The sequence below is a fragment of the Streptomyces sp. NPDC101152 genome (genome assembly GCF_044768275.1).
In the GTDB taxonomy this organism is placed as follows: Bacteria; Actinomycetota; Actinomycetes; order Streptomycetales; family Streptomycetaceae; genus Streptomyces.
On the sequence record NZ_JBIWPO010000050.1, the window covers coordinates 23,666 to 44,766 of the forward strand.

A 21,101-nucleotide genomic window follows, 5' to 3' on the forward strand; every position below is an offset into this window, starting at 1 on the left:
GCCACTCTACGAGCTGCGGTCGGCGTCCTCCGCGCCGCCCGCCATTCGCAGATGGGCCAGCAGCGCCGCTCCGACGGCCTGTGGCTCTTCCACGGCGAGATGACCTGTATCGACCGTCACCAGCTTCGCCCCGGAAATCCCCTCGGCTAGTTCCCTGGCATGTGGCGGGGGTGTGACGGTGTCCTGGGAACCATTGAGCACGAGCGTGGGGGCGGTGATCCTTCTCAGGTCGCGCCGAACGTCGTAGGCGGCAAGGGCGTCGCAGCAGGCGGCGTAGCCGATCGGGTCGGCGGTGGCGAGGTCCTGCAGGAACGTCTTCCCGAGGGAGGTCGCGGCTGTGCCGGGATCGGCGAACCAGCGGCCGGGCATGGCCTCGAGCAGGGCGCCGGTTCCCGCGCGTCGTACGAGATCGGCGCGCTCCTGCCAGAACTGCGGCGGGCCGAAGTACGCCGAGGAACAGACCAGCGCCAGCGAGGCGACGCGGTCCGGGTGGTGCAGTGCGAGGTGTGTCCCCACACCGCCGCCGAGCGAGATGCCCGCGTAATGGAAGCGGTCCCGGCCGTGGTGGGTGATGAGTTCGAGAACCATGTCGGCGAGGTCGCCGACTGTCGTACGGCCGGGTTCGTGAGCCCGGATGAGATCGCTCGGCGAGCCGCCGTGCCCTGGAAGGTCGTAGCACAGCACGCGGTGGCTCTCGGCAAGCACCGCCACATGGGGGTCCCATACGGTCGTCGATGTGCCGAGCGAGGGCCCCAGAACGAGCAGCGGCGCGTCGATGGGACCGAGCACCCGGTGATGCAGCAGAGGGCGGCGTTTCACTGCGGCTCCTGTGGAGGTTCTCAGCGTTCGAGGAGGAGGGCTACGCCCTGGCCCACACCGATGCAGAGGGTTGCGATGCCGGTGCCACTGCCGCGGCGGGCGAGTTGGTGGGCGACGGTGCCGGCGAGCAGGGCGGCCATGCGGGCGACATTGCGGTTCTCCTCGCCGGCGCCGTTGGCGTTGCCGAAATACACGTCGCCTATGGCGGACGGGTCCAACTCGGGGGTGCGGCCCAGGAGTTGTCGGATGACGTGGGCGGCCAGATCGTCGGGGCGGACGGCGGCGAGGGCGCCGTTGTAGCGGCCGATCGGGGTGCGCACCGCGTCCACGATGTAGACGGTCTTCATGTCAGACACCCCATGTCGTTTGGTGTCAAGCGGCATGGGGGTCCGCGTGGTGCGACCAGGCGGTCGCTTCGTCGTAGTGTGTGCGGGTCTTGAGGCATCCGTGGAGGATGCCGACGAGGCGGTTTCCGACCTGTCGGAGGGCGGGGTTGTAGCCGGCCTCGCGGGCGCGTTGCTTGTCGTAGTAGCGGCGGGCTCCGGGGGAGGCGCGCAGGGCTGCGAACGCTTGGCGCTGGAGGGCGTCGGCGAGGCGGTTGTTGCGGACGTAGCGGGCCTGGACGGTGTGACTCTTGCCGGAGGCCCGGGTGATGGGGCTGGTTCCTGCGTAGTTCTTGCGGGCCTTCGCGGAGGTGTAGCGGGTGGGGTCGTCTCCGAACTCGGCGAGCACCCGGGCGCCTGTGATCTCCGCGATGCCGGGCATCGAGAGGTAGATCTCAGCGTCCGGGTGCGCAAGAAAATGGGCCTTCACCTGCACTTCCATCGCATCTATCTGTTCATTCAGCGCGATGATCAGCCGTGCGTGGGCGAGGGTAGTGGCCGCATAGGCGGCCGTGACCGGCTCGGGCAGGCCGAGCTGCGGCTCGCGCAAGGCGGTCTGGATCGTGGCCGCTTTCGCGTCACGGTGGTGGCGGCGGTGACGGGCCAGGACAGCGGTGATCTGGGTCCGCGTCAGCTTCGCCCCCGCCGCGGGGGTGGGCGCCTTGATCAGCAGTTCCAGGGCATCCGTGCTGGTCAGCTCAAGGTCCGCGTAGGCGGACAGAGCTGCGGGGAAGTACTCCCGCAGCGTGCTGCGCAGCCGCTGGAAGGTGCGAGTGCGTTCCCAGATCAAGCTCTGGTGGGCGCGGGCGACGACCTTGACCGCCTGGGCCTGCTCACTGTCGCCGGCGACCGGCCGCAGCTGGTCCCGGTCGATGCGGACCATATCCGCGAGTGCGTGTGCGTCGCCTTTGTCGCTTTTGGCACCGGAGGTTGCGTACCGCTCCTTGAAGCGGGCGGCCTGTCTCGGGTTGATCGCGTAGACCTGGTAGCCGGAGGCGATCAGGGCCTGCACCCACGAGCCCCGGTCGGTCTCGGTGCCCACCACCACCGCGGCCGGATCCAGGTCCGCGCCGCCGTGCTTGGCGAGGAGCTCGTGCAGCTTCGCGATTCCCTGCACACCTTCGGACAGCCTTGCCGCAACGAGTTTGCGGCCCGCCTCGTCCTGGACCTCGACGTCATGGTGGGGTCGGCGCGGAGCGCGGTACTGGGATTCCTCCCAGCCCGTTTCTCCACGCCGCCCTCCCGAACCGGACGTGCGAGTTGGCCCCGCATCCGGCTCTCCACAAGCCCCGTTGAGCAGGTGCTTTCCTCAGATCGTGCTGGGCCATGGCGGCGGGATAGTCGTCCCCCGAGGCCGGTATCGCGTCGTGACTACCGAGCCCGGGTTGAACAGGACGACGTCTCCGTCGTGCGGCCACCATCCGCCGTCGCAGTAGCGGCGACGGAGCTCCTTCCACCCGGTGCCGAGGTGCTTGCGCCGGAGCCATCCGAAGACCTGGCGCCAGACGATCATGCGCAGGTATTGGAAGGCCCGGGCCGACACCCCGGGGCGGAAGTAGGCGGTCCAGCCCCGCAGCACCTGGTTGAGCTTGTGCAGCAGGACTGCCAGCGGCAGGCTGACATTCATCCGGCAGAGCGCCTTCGTCTTGGCCTTGATGGACCGAAGTGCCTTCTTGGCCGGGTAGTTGTAGACGTACTGCCGGTCGGTTCCCCGCTTCTGGTGCCGCTGGATGCGCCAACCGAGGAAGTCGAGGCCCTCGTCGATGTGCGTGATCAGTGTCTTCTCCTCCGACAGCCGCAGGCCGACGGTGGAGAGGACCTCCGCCACTTCTGGAAGCAGTGCCTCGGTGTGGGCTCGGGTGCCCGACACCAGAATGACGAAGTCGTCCGCGTACCGGATCAACCGGTAGTTGGGCAGGCCCTTCTGGCGTCGAGTCCACCGTTGCTTCGTCGTGGACTGCGCCCCTCCAGGAGCCTTGACGAAGTGCTCGTCCAGGACCGAGAGGGCCACATTGCTCAGCAAGGGCGAAAGGATCCCGCCTTGCGGGGTGCCGGTGACGGTCTCCTTGGAGGTGCCCACCTCGGTGAGGATGCCCGCCTTCAAGAACGCTTTTACCAGCGCGAGCACGCGTTTGTCCCCGATCCGAGCCCGCACCCGGTCCATCAGGGCCGAGTGCGAGATCTCGTCGAAGCAGGCCGTGATGTCGCCCTCCAGCACCCATTCGTAGGTCTTGGATGCCAGGAAGCGTGTCTCGGCCATCGCGTCGTGGGCCCGCCGGTTGGGGCGGAAGCCGTACGAACACGGCGCAAAGTCCGCCTCGAAAATCGGCTCCAGCACCAGCTTCAAGGCCGCCTGGACCACCCGATCGGCCACAGAAGGAATCCCAAGACGCCGCCGCTTGCGCGACCCCGGCTTGGGGATCACCCGTTCCTTGACCGGCACCGGACGGAAACTGCGGGACTTCAACTGCTCCCGCAGCTCGGCGAGGAACTGAACCTCGCCGATCCGTTCCCGGACGAAGGCGGCGGTCATCCCATCGACTCCGGCCGAGCGTGCGCCCTTGTTCCCCGCAACCCGCTCCCAGGCCATGGCCAGGAACGCGGGATCACAGACGAGGTTGTACAGATCGTCGAACCGACGATGAGGATCGTCGTTCGCCCAACGGTGCAGCTTGGTCTGGATCTCCAGTACCCGTCGCTCAGCCCGGAACGGGCCGAGCAGCAGATCACTCGTATTCACCAGCGGTCTCCTGGTCTTCCAGCACTTCCACCACTGACTTGCTGGCCCCCTTCGCCATGCGGCCGGCTTTCCCGGCCTCGGACTACTACGGAGCCTCCGTCCCGCCCGGCGCCGTCAGCAGACGACGTGCCTGTCCTTCCGCCGCGCTGGCTGCGCGGGGCGAGGACGACACCGGACGGTTCCCACGTTCACTTGAAAGTCGATCGACGGGTGAGGCGCCCAGCTCTACCCCTGCGGCATCGCCACGACTACGCCGCAGACATTCATCGTGGCCTCCTGGCCGTTGATCACATGGCGACCAGGAGTTACCCGCTCTCACACAAGAAGCAGGTACGCACCGCGACCAGCCCATATCCGCCAGATTTGAGCTGGTGGGCCGTTAAGGGGCGTCAGACACCGGTTCCTCTCGTACACCTTCCCGTCTCGCTGACCGGACCCGCACCATCTGGCAGTGCTGGCACGTCCCGGCGTTGTCAGGGCTGCTCCCACCCTCCCCGGCGTCTCCCGGATCAGGCTGCCCTCAGCTTCACCCGGCCGCTGCGACGGCCAGGAGTCGAAGGTCTCTCACCTCCGCTCGACTTCAAGCGCCTCGTGGCGCACATGGTCTTCGGCCCAATCATCGCCGATCAGCAGCAACTTCCCCTCCTCGTACGGCACTTCGCTTCCTGCAGCCCGCGGAAGGCGGCGCGCGGCCTAATGGATCCAGTGCTCACGCCCCACTGCCCGGCGGGCACGCCACCCCATCAGCGGTCTGGCCTCCCGGCCGACCAGCAGGGGCACGGTCTGACACCAGAACTCGACTGCTTCCGGCGAGGGAAGTGCTCACCTGCTGGCGGCTACGGCACCGAGTCTCTCCGACCCGGCAGCTCCCATTAGGCGAGGCCCTCCGGGACGATCAGCTTGGCATCGGTCCGGGCGGTGACCTCCTCGACGGAGATGCGCGGCGCGGTTTCGACGAGGACCAGTCCGTCGTCGGTGACGTCGAGGACGCCGAGGTCGGTGATGATCCGGTTCACGCACGCCCTGCCGGTGAGCGGCAGGGCGCACTCGGTGAGGATCTTCGGGCTGCCGTCCTTGGCGGTGTGGGTCATCACCACGATCACTTGGCGGGCGCCGTGGACCAGGTCCATCGCACCGCCGATCCCGGTCACCAGCTTTCCCGGAACGGCCCAGTTGGCGAGGTCACCGTGCTCGGAGACCTGCATCGCGCCCAGCACGGCGACGTCGATCTGCCCGCCGCGGATCATGGCGAAGGAGAGCGCCGAGTCGAAGAAGGAGGCGCCGGGCAGGACGGTGACCGTCTCCTTGCCGGCGTTGATCAGGTCCGGGTCGACCTGGTCCTCGGTGGGGTAGGGGCCGGTGCCCAGGATGCCGTTCTCCGACTCCAGCACCACCTCCACGTCATCGGGCAGGTAGTTGGGGATCAGTGTGGTCAGTCCGATGCCGAGGTTGACGTACTGGCCGTCCTTCAGCTCGCGGGCGGCACGCGCGGCCATCTGTTCGCGAGTCCAGGCCATCTAGGGGCTCACCGTCCGCTGCTCGATCTTCTTGTCCGCCGCCTGCTGAGGGGTGAGCGCGACCATGCGCTGCACGAAGATGCCCGGCAGATGCACTGCATCGGGGTCGATCTCGCCGGGTTCGACCAGTTCCTCCACCTCGGCGATGGTGATGCGCCCGGCCATCGCCGCCAGCGGGTTGAAGTTGCGGGAGGACTTGTTGAACACCAGGTTTCCGTGCCCGTCTCCGCGGGCCGCGCGCACCAGGGCGTAGTCGGTGCGGATGCCGCGCTCCAGGACGTACTCCACGCCGTCGAACTCCCGCACCTCCTTCGGCGGCGAGGCCAGCGCGACGCCGCCGGAACCGTCGTAGCGCCAAGGCAGCCCACCCTCGGCGACCTGCGTGCCCACCCCGGCCGGGGTGTAGAAGGCGGGGATCCCGGCGCCCCCGGCACGCAGCCGCTCGGCCAGCGTGCCCTGGGAGATCAGTTCCACCTCCAGTTCCCCAGCAAGGTACTGGCGGGCGAACTCCTTGTTGGCGCCGATGTAGGAGCCGGTCACCCGGGCGATCCGGCCCGCGGCCAGCAGGACCGCGAGACCGGATTCCAGGGCGCCGCAGTTGTTCGACACCACACTCAGCCCGCTGACCCCGCTCTCGTACAACGCCTGGATGAGCACGTTCGGCACACCGCTGAGCCCGAACCCGCCCACCGCCAGCGAGGCACCCTCCGGTATGTCGGCCACCGCCTCGTGGGCAGTGGCCACCGTCTTGTCCATCAGGCCGCTTCCTCGCCGGCCGCGAGGTCGGACGGGTGCTGGGCCAGGGGCGTGACCTCGACGCTCATGTAGGGGAAGAGCGGCAGGTTCCACAGGATCCGGTGCAGCGCCTCGTTGTCGGCGACGTCGAAGACGCTGATGTTGGCGTACTGGCCGACGCACCGCCAGATGTGCACCCACTCACCGGACTTCTGCAGTTCCTGGCAGTAGGCCTTCTCCCGGGCCACCAGGTCTGCGCGTACCTCGGGGTCGAGGTCCCACGGAATCTCCACGTCCATGCGCACCGCGAACAGCATCGCGTTTCCTCCGGTCCTTCACTGTTCCGGCGCCAACTCGAGGTCATAGTGGACCTCGTGCCCGTTGCCGTCCCCCGCCGGGGCCGGGTCGAGGACCAGCTCGGGCTTGACGGCGGAGGCGATGTCATCGGTGACGTGCTCGCCGCCGCGGAAGTACAGCTGGGTGGTGAGCGTCCGGTGGCCGGGTGCCCTGACCTTCAGGTGGAGGTGGGCGGGGCGCCACGCGTGCCAGCCGGCGGCGGCGATCAGTCTGCCGCAGGAGCCGTCCGTCGGGATCTGGTAGGGGGCCGGCTGGACGGTGCGGATACTGAACGAGCCCTTCTCGTCGGCGGTGACCCGTCCGCGCAGGTTCCATTCCGGTAGGCCCGGCGCGAACTGCGCGTACAGGCCATCGGCGTCGGCCTGCCAGGTGTCGACCAGGGCGCCGGGCAGCGGGGTGCCGTCGGCGCTGCGCACCTGGCCCTGGAAGACGAGGGGGGTACCGCTCTCGCCCTCACGCATGGGCAGGGTGGCGTCCGCGGACAGGGCCGGGGCGCCCGGCACGTAGTACGGCCCTTCGATGGTGCCCTTGCTGCCGGGGCGAGCCTCGTTGTTGACCTCCTCGACCACGTGCTCCACCCACACGTCGAGGAAGAGCGGCCACTCGCCATCGAGGCCGACCTGGATCAGCCAGGCCTTGAGGGCGTCATACTCGGCGTAGGTGACCTTGTGACGGCGGATCACGTCGTGTACCGCGGCCAGGACCTCCGAGGCGAGCGTGCTGACCCGCTCCTTGCTGCTGGCGGCCTCGCTGCGCTCTTTGGCCTGGAAAAGCTCGGTCGCCGAGGCTCCGGAGGCAGCGGCGGTGGCCTTCTGTTCCGTGCTCTGGTGTGTGGTGACGTCGGTCATGTCCGGCTCTCCTTCGAGCTGGTGGAAGGGTCAGGTGTCCTGGCGGTAGCGCTTCAGCTTGTGGTCGTCGATCTCGATGCCGAGGCCGGCGGCCGCGCGTACGCGGACCGTGCCGTTCTCGATCCGCAGCGGCTCGGCGAGCAGGTCGTCGGTCATGTCGAGGAAGTTGGACAGTTCCGCGGGGCGCCGCGCGGTGGTCGGGAAGGCGGCTCCGAACGCGGCGCTGCACAGGGAGCCGATCTGGCCGTCGATCTGGTTGCCCATCACCACGTCGACGCCCAGGCCCTCGCACTGGTGGACGATGCGCTGGGACTGGGTGAAGCCCGTGCGTGCCGTCTTCACGCTCACCCCGTGCGCCGCCCCGGCGAGGAGTTCGCGGGTGACCTCGGCAGGCCGGGTGGCGCTCTCGTCGGCGTACAGCGGGATGCTGCTGTGCTCGGCGAGCCAGCGCCGGCCGAGGACGTCGTCGGCCGGGCACAGCTCCTCGGCGAAGGTGAGGCCCACGTCCTCCAGCTCGCGCAGGGCGCGGGCCGATTCGGCCGCGGTCCAGCCCCGGTTGCCGTCGATGTAGAGCTCCACGTCCTTGCCGAGGGCTTCCCGCAGGGCGCGGGTGGCCTCGACGTCGTCCCGGTAGGGGCGGCGCCCTACTTTCACCTTGAAGGCGGTGATGCCGTACTCGGCGCGCAGCTTCTCAGCCTCGGCCACCATTTCGGCCGCCGGGGCGAAGCCGACCATGTGGGCGACCCGCATCCGGTCGGTGAACCCGCCGAGGAGCTCGGTCACCGACGCGCCCAGCGACTGGCCTATGACGTCCCACAGCGCCATGTCGAGGGCGGCCTTGGCGGTGGGGTTGCCGACCGTCCTGGCCAGCCGAGACCAGATCGCCTCGCGGCGCAGCGCGGACTCGCCCAGGATGTGCGGGGCGAAGACGGTGTCGATCACGGCGATGATCGACGCCTGGGTCTCGCCGTAGGTGAAGGGGCGGGGTGGCGCCTCCGCCGTGCCGGTGATCCCGTCCTCGGTGTGGACGCGGACGAGTACGTGCTCGGCCGTGCCCACCTCTCCGCTCGCGAAGCGCAGCGCCTTGCGGTAGGGGATGGCGAACGGGATCGTCTCGATCCTGGTGATCTTCACGTCTGGTCCTTATCGGCGGATGAGCGGACTGCGCACGACGTGAGTGCCAGCAGCGCGGTCTGCCGCGTCGAAGAAGTCCTCCCGGTAGATGTCACGTGGGAAGAGGCGCGCTTTCATCAGGGCCTTCAGCGTGTCGGCAACCATGGCGGGGCTGCCGCATACGTAGGCCACGTGGCCGGAGGCGCGGGGATAGTCCTCGGCCAGCAGGGCGGGGACTCGCCCGCTGCGGCCCTGCCAGCTGTCGCGGGAGAGGGCGGGGCGGTAGGTGAACCAGTCGTGCTCCGCCTGAAGCGTCTCGAACCACTCCGCGTCGTAGAGGTCCTCCTGGGTGGCGACGCCGCGGTAGAGCACCACCTCGCGCTCGATGCCGGTCTCGACCAGGTGCCGGAGCATCGACACCATCGGGGCGAGACCAGTGCCGCCGGCCAGCAGCAAGACGGGTTCCTCGCGCAGGGGCCGGAAGGAGAACTGGCCGTAGGGGCCGGACAGTGTCACCCGCTCCCCCGCCGTCAGGCTCTTGAAGATCCAGCCGTCGGTGCACAACCCGTCCTCCGAACGCTTGATGTGCAGTTCGATACGGCCGCCGTCGGCGGGACTGCTGGCGATGGAGTACGGGCGCTGCTCGCCGCCGGGCACGTCCAGCAGGACGTACTGTCCCGGGTTGAACGCCAGCGGCTCATCCAGCGTGATGACGACCCGCCGGACGTCCGGGGCGATGTCCTCGACGACGGTCACCTGGCCCGCCCGGTCCCGCACCGGGTGGATGTCCACGCCCTCCACGACGTCCACCTCGCCCTCCACGACGAGATCGCCGCGGGGGCAGGCCACGCACAGCAGTGCGCAGCCTTCTTCACGTTCGCTCTCCAACAGCGCGTACGGGGAGGCGTCACCGAGGTCGGCGTCGCCCTCGAGGATCTGTGCCTTGCAGGTGCCGCAGGTGCCGTGGGTGCACGCGTGTGGCAGCCAGATGCCCTCGCGCAGGGCGGCGTCCAGTACCGTCTGGTCCTCGCGGCACTCGATCTCCGCGCCGAGCGGCTCGATGCGGACGGTGTGAGTGGTCACTGCGTTCTCCCTTGCCGGACCCGCGAGTGCGGGACTTCTCGGGCAGCGCCCGCACTCGCGGGTGGTCGGGTGGCCGCTCAGGCCTCGAAGCTGAGCAGCGTCTTGTGTCCGATGCCGAGGTCGGCCAGCGACTTGCCCTGTCCGCCGGAGAGCTGTTCGTCGAACAGCCGCCAGTCGGTGACCGATGCCGGATCGAAGTCGGGGTCGGACGCGGCCCAGGTGTGCACCATCGAGGTGGCGAACTCCGCGAACGGCATGTTCTTCGGCACCCGGAAGCAGGCAGCCGAGCAGAACAGCGGGTTGCCCCGCCAGTGCACGTAGACCAGCTGGTCGTCGCCGAACACCTCGGCGCGGTCGGCCGACGGGAACTCGTAGTCGTACAGCGCCTTGACCGTCATCTCACACCGCCTTGCCGTCGCCGTCGCTGTGCCATGCGGCCCAGGCGAGCTGGTCGGGGGAACCCGTGTACTCGCCGTTGTCGCCCTCCTGGATGCCGTACCAGGCGAGAACGTCGGGCATGGTGGGGCCACCACAGTTGCCCTGGTAGATCTGGTGGACGGGGAGCCAGGCCTGGACGTACTTCTCCGGCTCCCGTTCGAAGATCCACTGGCAGCCGTCGCTGCACGTGTGGAAGGTCTCGTCGCGGAAGGTGCTGCGCCGGAAGGAGATCCGGTCCGGATGTCCCGGCTCGGTGAAGGCCATCGGTACCTGGCAGACCTGGCACAGCTGAGGCAGTCCCTGGAAGAACACCCGGCCGCCGTCGGCCTCGATCTTGCGGTGCTTCTCCCAGACCGGCCGGTAGACCTGGTCGAAGGAGTTCGGGTACTGCTCGGCGAGCCACTTCATGTGGGCCTCGTCGGGCGTCTCGGTGGTGAAGGCGGCGGCGAACGAGAAGTTGTGCAGGATCTTGTACACCTGGTGCGAGAGGTGGTCCTTTTCGGCGATCGCGTCGCTCACGTGCCGGGGCGGCTGAATGCCGTAGTACTCCAGGTCGGGGAAGAGCCCGCCGAGCATCTGCTCCTCGAAGTACAGCTCGAATGCCTCGCGCCAGCTCATCACCGGCTTGGGAAGCATGTAGTCCATCATCCCCGCGACCAGCGCGGACATCCGGTACGCCCGCCAGAACCATTTGTCGATCCAGTCCTGGATGATTGGCACGTTGCCCTCGTCCTGCTCCAGCAGGAACTTGATGGCCTCCAGGCCCAGGGTCATGTGCCGGCTCTCGTCGGACTGGGCGGAGAAGCCGAACGACATGGTGGGCATGTCGCCGTTGAAGCTGGCGCCGCTCATGAAGGGCACGAACAGGAGGTTCGTCAGCAGGTACTCGAAGCTGAACGAGATGGAGATGAGGAACTCGAACGGCCCGGCGGTCATAGCGTCGTCGAAGAGGGACTTGGGCACCGACAGGTACCAGACCCGGTCGTGCATCGTCGACCAGCTGTGGAAGCCGCCGTAGTACTTGTTGTAGTTGCTGATGGTGTGGATCTGCGTCTGGCAGTGGCGCAGTTCGTCCACGCTCTGGCACAGCGCCGCGAACCGGGGGGCCGGGCCCTCCAAGTGGCGGGCCAGGTAGGCGAAGTGTCGGTGTGCCGCGTACTCCAGGGGCGTGACGCCCTGGATGAACAGCTTGATGGCGTTCAGGTAGCTGGCGTCCGACAGCGACAGGTGACCCTGGCTCTGGGCGAAGCCGTCCAGGACGGCGTACAGCCGCTTGTCCTTCTCGGCCTGGTACTTGTAGTAGGCGTCCACGGTCAGCCGGAAGGGGTCCTGCCAGCCGTCCCAGTCGTGGATCTTGATGCCCTCGTAGCGGGTGTGCGGAAAGAGTTGCTCACGGTCGACGTATCCCGGTTCCCAGTCCAGGTCGCGGGTGAGCAGCGCGTAGCGTTCCTTGAGCGGCAGCTTGCCGGCCGTCTTCGAGGCGGCTTTCTTCGTGGGCACGCTCATGTCAGTGCTCCCAACTCACGATGATCTGGTCGTCGTCCCACTCGGAGAAGTTGCCGGTGTAGGAGACGATGGCCAGCTGGAACTCGCCGGTCTCCCACTCCCGCCCGAGGCGGTTCTCGACCGTCTCGCGGTTGATGACGATCCGGCCCGCGGCCTGCAGCTGGACGAGGCCGGGAAGGTGACGGAAAGTCAGTTCGGGGTTGTCGTCCTTGATCGCCTCAATCAGGGCCCGGTTCTCCTCGGACTCCTGGAGGTCGATGGCGACCTGGCGCAGTGTTCCGGTGCTCATGCGGCGCCTCCGGTGGTCTTGGTCCATGCGGTGGCGTGGGCTTCGGCGAGGTCGCCGAGCACAGTGGTGCTCGCCGTCTGCGGGAGCGCCTGGTCGATCACGTCGGTCAGAGCCGCGACCGCGTCGTGTGCCCGGTCGGACCAGGTGGCGGCGATTCGGGTCAGGGCGGCGCGGTTGTCCTCGCCGTGTTCCGGGTCGTTCGCCCAGCAGGTGAGCAGCGCGTCCAGCCACTTGCGCTGGTCGGCGTACCACGTGGCCAGGTGCTGTGCGACCAGGCTGTACGCTCCGGCCCCGCCGAGCAGCGCGGTCTCGTCGAGGTGCTGGTACAGCAGCGGGTAGACGAGTGAGTCGACGAGGTCGACGGCCAGCAGGCCCTCCGCCCAGTCCTCGACGACCATGATCTCCTCGGTCAGGCGGCGCAGTGGCTGGAGGTGCTTGCCGTCAAGCCATTGCCGCTTGGCCTCCTTGAGCGCCTCGGCGGTGCCGCCGCCGGCGGCGATCCCGGCCCGGGAGAGCATCTGCGCGTTGCCGATCCGGTCGAACGCGGCGAAGGTGCAGCACTGCTCCAGGGAGGTGCCGTAGGCGAAGCGGGCGCCGGAGACGCTCACCAGCTGGGCCCCGGACTCGTAGTGCCTGAGCGGGACGACCACCGAGGTCAGGACCGTGTGCCACGCCTCGGGCAGCTTCGCGAGCAGGCCGCGCGCCTCCAGGTAGCCCAGCGTCTTGCCGAACTCGTCGTGCAGCGCGGCCCGTTGGGTCACGTACGGCGTGTAGTAGTACTGGCGCGGATCGGTGTAGCTGTACGGATCCGTCAGCCGCAGGGCGGAGAACCGCTCGTCGTACAGCTCGCGGTCCTGCGCCCAGGTGGGCCGGTAGTGGAAGTTCTCCCTCGGCTCGACGTCGAGTGTCGCTTCGAGATAGCGGCTCGCCGGCTGGTCGCCGAGGCGGTTGATCACGTTCTGGTAGGTCTGGCGCCTCGGTTCGAGGACCCGGTAGCGCAGTTCGTATTGCACGAGCTTCTCCTGACGGGCTTCATCGGCATCAGGGACGGTTGCCGCGCTGTTTCAGCGGCGTACGGAGGCGGCGATCAGGCCGAGCAGGAGTGCCTGAAGCTCGTCCTCGCTGGTGAGCCGGCGTGGTCCGTCGTCCGGGAGACCGGGGGCGGTGAGCCGGGCGACGGCGGTACGGCCGGACACGGCGGTCTCTACCCGGGCTTCGGCTTCGCCGCAGCCGATGGTGAAGGACAGGCTCCCGGGACCGGTCTCGTCCGCCAGGGTGAAGGCGGGGCCGTGGTCCCGGAGGACCGCGTTCGCCTCACAGACCAGCTGCTCGGCGAGGGACCGGACGACCACCTGCGTGTCGGTGAGGACCGCCACAGGGCCGGCCTGGCTCGGTTCGGTCTCCGGCACGGGCGGCGGCGCGCCGTCGAGCAGGGACATCACGGAAATCATGAACGGCGTCATCGGGCGCTCCTTGGTCCGAGCCGACGTCTGCGGGGCCGCTCGGGCGGTGCGCCACTGCCGCGGCCTGCGGTTGCTCTGAGTGTTACAGCGCCGCAATGACGTGTGAAATATCGATTACTAATGGATTGATATCCGGGGCGTCACATTCAGAAGACGTCCTGCTCGACCCACTCGACGTCGAGTAGATCGAGCAGGGACTGAAGCGCCTGATGCCTACAGACCCATGTCCTTGGCGATGATCGTCTTCATGATCTCGCTGGTGCCGCCGACGATCCGGTTGACGCGGTTGTCGGCGTACAGGCGGGCGATCGGGTACTCGTTCATGTAGCCGTAGCCGCCATGCAGTTGGAGGCAGCGGTCGATCACGCGGTGGGCGACCTCGGTGCAGAACAGCTTGGCGGAGGCGGCCTCGGCGGGGGTCAACTCGCCGGCGTCGAGGGCCTCCGTGGCGCGGTCGATCACGGCTTCGGCCGCGTCCACCTCGGCCTTGCAGGCGGCCAGCTCGAACTTGGTGTTCTGGAACGTGGCGACCGGCTTGCCGAAGGCGACCCGCTCCTGCGCGTACTGCTGGGTGAATCGGATGGCGGCCTTGGCCTGCGCGTACGCGCCGTAGGCGATGCCCCAGCGCTCAGAGGCGAGGTTGTGGCCGAGGTAGTGGAAGCCCTTGTTCTCCTCGCCGAGGAGATTCTCGACGGGCACCTTGACGTCGACGAAGGCCAGCTCGGCGGTGTCAGAGGTCTTCATGCCGAGCTTGTCGAGCTTGCGACCGACCGAGTAGCCCTCGGACTTGGTGTCCACCACGATGAGCGAGATGCCGTGGCGGCGGTCCTCGGCCGTCGGGGCGGCGGTGCGGGCGCAGACGATCACACGGTCGGCGTGCACGCCACCGGTGATGAAGGTCTTGGCGCCGTTGAGGATGTAGTGCGTGCCGTCGAGCTTGGCGGTGGTCTTCATGCCCGCGAGGTCGGAGCCGGTGCCCGGCTCGGTCATCGCGATGGCCCACATCTCCTCACCGGAGACGAACTTGGGCAGGTAGCGCTTCTTCTGCTCCTCGGTGGCGAGCATCTTGATGTACGGCAGGCAGAGGTTGACGTGGACACCGGACCCGCCGAAGGAGACACCGGCGCGGGCCGTCTCCTCGTACTGGACGGCCTCGAACTTGTGGGTGTCCACGCCCGCGCCGCCGTACTCCTCCGGCACGGTGATCCCGAACAGGCCCAGCTCGGCGAGCTTGTAGTAGAACTCGCGCGGCGCCTGGCCGGCGGCGAGCCATTCGTCGTGGACCGGAACGACCTCGGCCTCGATGAAGGCGCGGAGGGTCTCCCGGAACGCCTCGTGATCTTCGTTGAATACCGTACGGCGCACGGACATGCTCCTTCGTCAAGGCTCGCGACCAGCGGAGGCCAGCGGACCGGCGAGCTCACAGAGGGGACCAAGCGCCTGACTAAGCGCTTGCTTTTTCGAGATTACCCGTCGGCCGTCGTGGCAGTACAGAGACCCACGACACGTCAGAGCAGGTCCGAGCCGTCAGCGGGCGGCAGGTCGGCCGCCGCCCAGCAGCCATCGCAGGCGGGGCATCACCCGGGCGAGCAGTGCGGAGTCCTCGCCCGCTCGGGTCGCGACGGCCAGCTCGACCTCCTCGGTCGTGCCCGACAGGGGCCGGTATGTGGCCCCCGTGATGTGCAGGTGCCGCACCGAGGCGGGCACGAGCGCGACGCCGAGCCCGCCGGCGACAAAGGCAACGAGAGTCGAGGTCTCGGCCACCTCCTGCACCGCCGAAGGATGGAAGCCCGCTCGCTGGCAGGCATCGAAGACGGCGTCGTACACCACCGATCGATGCTGGGAGGGGTAACAGATGAACGGTTCGGTCTGCAGCTCGGCCAGCGGCACGCTCTTCCGGTCGGCGAGTTCGTGCCCCTCCGGCAGCACGGCGATGAGCGGTTCCCGACGGAACACCAGGACGTTCAGCTCGGGATCGCGGACCGGGGGGCGCAGGAACGCGATGTCCAGCGACCGGTCGTGCAACGCTTCCACCTGGCGTGGTGTCAGCATCTCCCCCTCGAGCTCCAGCTCGATCCCCGGAAACTCCTCGCGCAGCGCGCGGGCCACCGTCGGCAGCAGCTCGTAGGTCGCCGAACCGGTGAAACCGATGGCGACTTTGCCGACCAGGCCGGAGGCGACGCGCCCTGCCTCGTCCGCGGCGGCGTCCACCGCGGCGAGGATGCCGCGTGCCCGCTCCAGGAACCGGGCACCGGCGGGTGTGAGTTCGACCCGGCGGGTCGACCGGGTCAGAAGTTGTACGCCGAGTTCCGTCTCCAGCTGTTTGATCTGCTGCGACAGCGGAGGCTGAGCGATGTGCAGACGTTCCGCGGCGCGCCCGAAGTGGCACTCCTCGGCAACGGCGACGAAGTACCGGATGTGCCGTAGCTCCATGCGGGGAGCATAAGGTGGCCGGTCGCGGCTCCCGGCCCGTACCGCCTGATCAGCGGGGAAGGACGCGCAGGGCCTCCAGCGCCGCCCCCAGATCGGCCAGGGTGCGGGGGTCGGACAGGGAGCGACTGGTCAGTTCCTCGATCCGGCGCAACCGGTAACGGACCGTGTTCGGATGCACGAACATCCGCTCGGCGGTGTCCTGTGCCCGGCCACCTGCGGCGAACCAGTGGCGGAGAGTCTCCAGGAGGCGCGTCCGGTCCTGCGGGGGCAGAACGAGCACGGGTTTCAGGATGACCTGCACCAGGCGTGTCGCCTCCTCGGGCGCCGCCGCGACGACCATGGCCAGCGGATGGTCGTCGAAGCGGGCCACGCCCGCCGACTCCCGGGCCAGTCCGGCGAGCGCCAGCCGTGCGAAGCGCAGTGCCTGAGGGGTGTCGCCAAGGGAGTCGAACAGCGGGCTGATCCCCATCCGGGCGCGGCGCCGCCGCAGGGTCCGGAGGCTCAGCGTCTCGGCGTCCGGCACGGCGAGGGACAGAACACCGATCTGCTGGTCCAGCAGCAGTCTCCAGGCCGAAGGCACGTGAGCCTCGCGCAACGCCGCCTCGATCCCGGGCAACGGTTCCTCGCCCGCCCCGAAGCCCGCGGCCACCACCACCGCATACGGCCCGTCCTTGGGCAGCCCGAGGTGGCGCGCCGCGTCGTCGAGGCCGGCAGGGTCCGTGATGTCGCCCCTGCACACTGCCTCGAGCAGTGCTGAACGTCTCGCCTCGCGCTGCCGGCTCAACTCGGTGGACGTCTCCCGGTATGCGGTGGCGAGCACCTCCGCGTACCGGCCGAACAGCATCCAGATCTCCGAGGATCCGGCTGCGAGCTGGGCCTCAGCCACCTCGGGGTGACGCCGGGCCTCGTCGAGGATGTGCGCCCAGAGCGAGTCGAACGCGATCCGGTAGGCGCGCAGGGCGTCCACCAGCGGGACGCCCTGCTCGGCGCGGATCCGCCCCGTCTCGCGCGCCGGGCGGGAGTCGGGCTCGCTGCCCTCGACGAAATACGCCAGGACGACCCGGGCATTGCGCTCCACGGAAAGCCGCAACGATTCCCTGGGAACAACCGAATCATCGGCGTAGGAATCAACCTCGGCACGAATGCGCACCACCAACGCCTCACTGATTTCGTGAAGGCGCTCCTGCAGCACCGAAGCGACACCGGAGAGGTCCATCTCCGCAGCTTATGGCGGTTCCCTTGTTTCTGGGAACAAGTAGTCCACAGCGATGCTGTATGTGCTGCCATAGACGCTCCTCATTACGGACGGCAGCATGCCGCCAAGCATCGCTGGGACGCGCGATGCACGTAGTCGCAAGAGGAGACAGGCATGCCCAATCTCGCGGAGTTCCTGGTGGCGACGGCCGCCCGACAGCCGGAGCGCCCCGCGCTGCGGCTGGGAACGGCGACCATCAGCTACGCGGAGCTGGACGAGGCGAGCGCCCGCGCCGCCGCACTGCTGCGCGCCGAGGGGGTCCGGCCCGGCGACCGGGTGGCCCTGATGCTGCCCAGCTCACCCGAGTTCGTCATCCTCTACTACGGCATCCTGCGCGCCGGCGGCATAGTCCTGCCGCTGAACCCGCTGCTCAAGGAGCGGGAGGTCGCCTACCACCTGGGCGACTGCGGTGCCGTACTGCTCTTCGAGTGGCACAAGGCGCCAGGTGAGGGCGACAAGGGCGCTGCCGCCGCCGGCGTGCGGCACCTGGTCTTCGAGCCCACCGACTTCGCCGAGCGTCTCGGGCGGCACGAGCCCGACCGACAGGTCGCCGCGGTCGACGGGGACGACATTGCGGTCCTGCTCTACACCTCCGGCACCACCGGCCGCCCCAAGGGCGCCTCGCTGACCCATGCGAACCTGCGCCACAACACCGAGATCATCGTCACCGACCTGGCCAGGATGGTCTCGGACGACGTGGTGGTGGGCTGCCTGCCGCTCTTCCACATCTTCGGTCAGACCGCCACCCTCAACGCCGCGGTGAAGAGTGGCGCTCTGCTCGTGATCGTCCCCCGGTTCGACGCGGAGACCGTGCTCGACATCCTCGCTCGCGAGGGCGCCACCGTGTTCGAGGGCGTCCCCACCATGTACGCGGCGCTGCTGCAGCACCCGGCTGCCGCGAACGTGGATGTGTCCGCCCTGCGTACCTGCATCTCGGGCGGGGCCGCGTTGCCGGTGGAGATCCTGCACGGCTTCGAGCGCCACTTCGGCTGCATGGTGTTGGAGGCCTACGGCCTGTCCGAGACGAGCCCCGCCGTCTCCTTCTGCCGCCCCGACCGCATGCGCAAGCCCGGTTCGGTGGGGACGCCCGTCCGCGACGTCGAGGTACGGCTGCTGGACGCCGACGGGCAGGAAGTGGCCACTGGCGAGGTGGGCGAGCTGGTCGTGCGCGGCCCGAACGTGATGAAGGGCTACTGGAACCGTCCCGAGGAGACGACGGCGGCCATCTCCGACGGCTGGTTTCACACCGGTGACATGGCCCGGCGGGACGAGGACGGTGACCTGTACATCGTCGACCGCAAGAAGGACCTGATCATCCGGGGCGGCTACAACGTCTATCCGCGCGAGATCGAAGAGGTCCTGCACGAGCACCCCGCCGTCGCCCTGGCCGCCGTCGTGGGCGTGCCGGACGACAAGCTCGGTGAGGAGGTGGCCGCCGCGGTCGTCCTGCGCCCCGATGCGCAGGCCACGCCGGAGGAACTGCAGAAGTTCGTCAAGGAGCGGGTGGCGGCGTACAAGTACCCGCGCCGCGTGTGGCTGACCGACTCCCTGCCGACCGGGCCCACCGGCAAGATCCTCAAGCGGGAGATCACCGCATCCAGCGTCTGAGGACAAGGGTTGAGGGCCTCCGAGCAGCCGTGGCGGCTCGGAGGCCCTCACGTCTGCCTGGCGACAGCGGTTGGAACCGGGCGCGGTCGGCGCTATCCGAGCCCGCCCGTACGCCCGGCGAACTGTGCGCGTCGGCGGGCCATCCACGCGGCGACCTGGGCCCGCGAGGTGAACCCGAGCTTGGCGAGGATCCGCTCGACGTGACCGTCGGCGGTGCGCTTCGCGATCACCAGCCGATGGGCGATCTCCCGGTTGGACAAGCCGGATTCGATCAGGGCGGCGACCTCCAGCTCCCGCTTGGTGAGTGGCTCGGTGGCATCGGCGCGCCGGGGCACGGCCTTGCTCTCCACGGCACCCAGGGCCAGATCGATCACGTCCCGCAGTCGCCACAGTGGAACGGAGAGCTCGCCACCCCCGGAACTCGGCAGATCGGGCCGGTGGGCGCAGTGGCGTTCCTCGAACTCCGAGACCTGCGGCCCGAATGCGGCGATCGACGTGCCGAGGGAACGCCACACTCGCCGTGCCGCCTCACACAGGGCGGCAGCGCGGTCCACCTCACCACGGTCGTAGGCCACCCAGGCCAGCAGGTCGGTGCACAGAGCGACGCCGATCCCTTCGGACGGGAGCTGGACCCGCAGTGCCGCCCGGGCCGATCGCTCCGCCTCCTCCAGGTGGCCCAACGTCCACTCGGCCAGGCCCGCAGCCCAGAGGGAGAAGGCGCGGCCGGACCTGTCTCCATACGTCTCGCACAACGCCACCGTGGTGCGGCTGATCTCCACAGCCTCGGCTGCCCGGCCGGCGCAGGCGAGGGCGGTGGCGAGCATATAGCGGGCGGCGAGTTCCAACTCACGATCACCGCGGTCGCGGTGTCCGTCGACGGCGGTCCGCAAGCCCTGCACCGCGGTGTCGGCATCTCCGGTGAAGAGCGCCCACAGCGCCCCCCAGTGGGTGACACGCAGCTTCACGCCGGGGTCGTCCAGTTCCTCGGCGAGGTCTGCAAGTGTGCTGAGCCACCGTGCGGCACTGTGGTGGTCCCCCTGGATCAACGCGATCCAGATCATCACCCACACGCCCTCGGCCCGCTCCGGCGACGGCGCGGTGACCGCGGCGAGCGCCGCCTCCATGCGCGTCCGGCCGTCGGCGAGGAACCCTCCGGACAGCCAGTGATAGCGCAGCCGTGCCATCAGGCGCAGAGCGGCTCGTTCCTCCCCCGGAGTGGAGAGGCTCCACTGCACCGCTGCGACGTGGTCCGCGTGCTCCAGGCGCATCTGCTCCAGCAGGGCCTCCTGCTGGGGACCGCACCACTGGTCGAGGACCCCCTGGGCACGGCGCAGCATCACGTCGCGATGCCTGCGCCGCAACTCGTCCGCTTCGCCGGCCTGTTCGGCGTGTTCGGCCGCGATCTCACGGACGGGAGCGAGCAGGCGGTACCGCATGGTGCCGACGTCTCGCTCGGCCAGGAGGATCGACTGCCCGACCAGACGCTCGATGGAATCGACGACGTCGTCGGGGTGCAGTTGGCCAAAAGCACAGACCTCTTCAGCGAGCTCAAGATCGAAGGTTGCGGGAAACACCGACAAACGGCGCCAGAGGATCTGCGCAGTCTGCGGGCAGAGCTGGTAGCTCCAGTCCACCATCGCCCGCAGTGATCCGTGCCGCGGCCGGGACTCGGCATCCGGCGCGGTCAACGACGCCAGTCGTCGGCCGAACCGTTCCACCACCTGCTCGACGGTCAGCGCTCGCAGCTTCGCTGCTGCCAGCTCGATAGCCAGCGGTATGCCTTCCAGCAGTCGGCACAGCTCGACCACGGCTTCAGCGTTGCCCTCGGTGACATCGAACTCGGGATCGACGGCACGCGCCCGCTCCACCAGCAGGCTCACCGACCCGTCCGCGATCAGCTGCACAGCCGGGGTGGCCGGTTCGGGCACGCTCAGTGGCAGCACCGGCCGCAGCACCTCCCCCTCGACACCGAGGGGTTCCCGGCTCGTGGCCACCACGCGCAGCTGCGGAGCCTCGCGCAGCATGACCGGCACCGCCGCCCGCACGGAATCCAGCACGTGCTCGCAGTTGTCCAGAACCAGCAGCAGTTTGCGGTTGCTCAAGAAGGACAGCAGCTTCTCACGCGGTCGCGTGGCGGACTGATCGTTGATGTCCAAGGCGCTGACCACCGCGGACTCCACCTCCGCGACCCCTGCACCGATACTCAGATCGGCCAGTCGGACCAGCCACGCACCGTCGGGGAAGCCGTTGCGAACTCGATAGGCCAATTCCAGGGCCAGCCGCGTCTTCCCCACACCACCTGCCCCGACGAAGGTCAGCAGCCTGGATTCCGACAGTGTCCGCTGTGCGACGTCGAGATCGCTCCTTCGCGCGATCAAGCGATTCAGAGACGGACCGACCCGGTTCCCTCCTCGTTGAGAGGCCTGGGCGCTAGTCATGCAGAGATCCTAGGCGAGTCCAACCCGAACACCACACCCTCACGGGTCTGATCAATTCTCGCGACCACCTCCAGCA

General features: G+C 68.7%; 18 protein-coding genes and 2 pseudogenes. 1 reads left to right on the forward strand and 19 read right to left on the reverse strand.

All coding sequences use genetic code 11. The features are described from left to right. Positions 1-6 precede the first annotated feature (6 nt). The 18 genes and pseudogenes from ACIRVK_RS37475 to ACIRVK_RS37560 form a co-directional block, all read right to left on the reverse strand. Positions 7-819: an alpha/beta fold hydrolase gene (locus ACIRVK_RS37475; RefSeq protein WP_404255244.1), complete on the reverse strand. Its 813-nt coding sequence runs from the start codon at positions 817-819 to the stop codon at positions 7-9. A gap of 119 nt (positions 820-938) precedes the next feature. Beyond that, a pseudogene (locus ACIRVK_RS37480) lies at positions 939-1,166 on the reverse strand (3-oxoadipyl-CoA thiolase); the annotation flags it as partial. Positions 1,167-1,191: 25 nt separating this feature from the next. Then, positions 1,192-2,385: pseudogene (locus ACIRVK_RS37485) on the reverse strand (IS110 family transposase); the annotation flags it as partial. 126 nt (positions 2,386-2,511) lie between these two features. After that, positions 2,512-3,942, reverse strand: a complete 1,431-nt coding sequence (gene ltrA, locus ACIRVK_RS37490; RefSeq protein ID WP_404255246.1) for a group II intron reverse transcriptase/maturase — start codon at positions 3,940-3,942, stop codon at positions 2,512-2,514. A gap of 872 nt (positions 3,943-4,814) precedes the next feature. Further along, the gene (locus ACIRVK_RS37495) at positions 4,815-5,459 is read right to left on the reverse strand and encodes a CoA transferase subunit B (RefSeq protein WP_404255248.1); all 645 of its coding nucleotides are present in this window, start codon (positions 5,457-5,459) and stop codon (positions 4,815-4,817) included. Then, positions 5,460-6,215, reverse strand: a complete 756-nt coding sequence (locus tag ACIRVK_RS37500; protein ID WP_404255250.1) for a CoA transferase subunit A — start codon at positions 6,213-6,215, stop codon at positions 5,460-5,462. Beyond that, complete coding sequence (gene catC / locus ACIRVK_RS37505; protein ID WP_404255252.1) at positions 6,215-6,511, reverse strand: muconolactone Delta-isomerase; 297 nt, start codon at positions 6,509-6,511, stop codon at positions 6,215-6,217. Before catC ends, ACIRVK_RS37500 begins: the two co-directional genes overlap by 1 nt. Before the next feature lie 18 nt (positions 6,512-6,529). After that, positions 6,530-7,399, reverse strand: coding sequence for a catechol 1,2-dioxygenase (catA, locus tag ACIRVK_RS37510; protein ID WP_404255254.1), 870 nt, complete (start codon positions 7,397-7,399; stop codon positions 6,530-6,532). Between the two features lie 30 nt (positions 7,400-7,429). After that, positions 7,430-8,533 carry a mandelate racemase/muconate lactonizing enzyme family protein gene (locus tag ACIRVK_RS37515; RefSeq protein ID WP_404255256.1) on the reverse strand — a complete coding sequence of 368 codons (1,104 nt, stop codon included), beginning with the start codon at positions 8,531-8,533 and terminating at the stop codon, positions 7,430-7,432. Positions 8,534-8,542: 9 nt separating this feature from the next. Further along, entirely contained in the window at positions 8,543-9,595 is a 1,053-nt protein-coding gene (locus ACIRVK_RS37520) for an NADH:ubiquinone reductase (Na(+)-transporting) subunit F (protein ID WP_404255258.1), read from the reverse strand. Between the two features lie 77 nt (positions 9,596-9,672). Next, on the reverse strand, positions 9,673-9,993 hold the full coding sequence (locus ACIRVK_RS37525) for a phenol hydroxylase subunit P4 (protein WP_404255260.1): 321 nt from the start codon (positions 9,991-9,993) through the stop codon (positions 9,673-9,675). A gap of 1 nt (position 9,994) precedes the next feature. Then, positions 9,995-11,539 (reverse strand): phenol 2-monooxygenase, encoded by a 1,545-nt coding sequence (locus ACIRVK_RS37530; RefSeq protein WP_404255262.1) that lies wholly within the window; start codon positions 11,537-11,539, stop codon positions 9,995-9,997. A gap of 1 nt (position 11,540) precedes the next feature. Further along, positions 11,541-11,828: an MmoB/DmpM family protein gene (locus ACIRVK_RS37535; protein ID WP_404255264.1), complete on the reverse strand. Its 288-nt coding sequence runs from the start codon at positions 11,826-11,828 to the stop codon at positions 11,541-11,543. Then, the gene (locus tag ACIRVK_RS37540; protein ID WP_404255266.1) at positions 11,825-12,841 is read right to left on the reverse strand and encodes a hypothetical protein; all 1,017 of its coding nucleotides are present in this window, start codon (positions 12,839-12,841) and stop codon (positions 11,825-11,827) included. Before ACIRVK_RS37540 ends, ACIRVK_RS37535 begins: the two co-directional genes overlap by 4 nt. A gap of 51 nt (positions 12,842-12,892) precedes the next feature. Continuing rightward, positions 12,893-13,291, reverse strand: coding sequence for a hypothetical protein (locus tag ACIRVK_RS37545; RefSeq protein ID WP_093629640.1), 399 nt, complete (start codon positions 13,289-13,291; stop codon positions 12,893-12,895). A gap of 213 nt (positions 13,292-13,504) precedes the next feature. Then, positions 13,505-14,656, reverse strand: a complete 1,152-nt coding sequence (locus tag ACIRVK_RS37550) for an acyl-CoA dehydrogenase family protein (RefSeq protein ID WP_404255268.1) — start codon at positions 14,654-14,656, stop codon at positions 13,505-13,507. A 162-nt stretch (positions 14,657-14,818) separates the two neighbouring features. Then, positions 14,819-15,724 (reverse strand): LysR family transcriptional regulator, encoded by a 906-nt coding sequence (locus ACIRVK_RS37555; RefSeq protein ID WP_404255270.1) that lies wholly within the window; start codon positions 15,722-15,724, stop codon positions 14,819-14,821. Positions 15,725-15,773: 49 nt separating this feature from the next. Beyond that, positions 15,774-16,802, reverse strand: coding sequence for a PucR family transcriptional regulator (locus ACIRVK_RS37560; RefSeq protein ID WP_404255272.1), 1,029 nt, complete (start codon positions 16,800-16,802; stop codon positions 15,774-15,776). Positions 16,803-17,093: 291 nt separating this feature from the next. Between ACIRVK_RS37560 and ACIRVK_RS37565 the strand changes: the two genes are divergently transcribed. Further along, positions 17,094-18,587 (forward strand): long-chain fatty acid--CoA ligase, encoded by a 1,494-nt coding sequence (locus tag ACIRVK_RS37565; RefSeq protein WP_404255274.1) that lies wholly within the window; start codon positions 17,094-17,096, stop codon positions 18,585-18,587. Between the two features lie 92 nt (positions 18,588-18,679). Here the strand turns inward: ACIRVK_RS37565 and ACIRVK_RS37570 are convergent, their stop codons facing one another. Then, entirely contained in the window at positions 18,680-21,025 is a 2,346-nt protein-coding gene (locus ACIRVK_RS37570) for an ATP-binding protein (RefSeq protein ID WP_404255276.1), read from the reverse strand. Between the last annotated feature and the right edge of the window lie 76 nt (positions 21,026-21,101).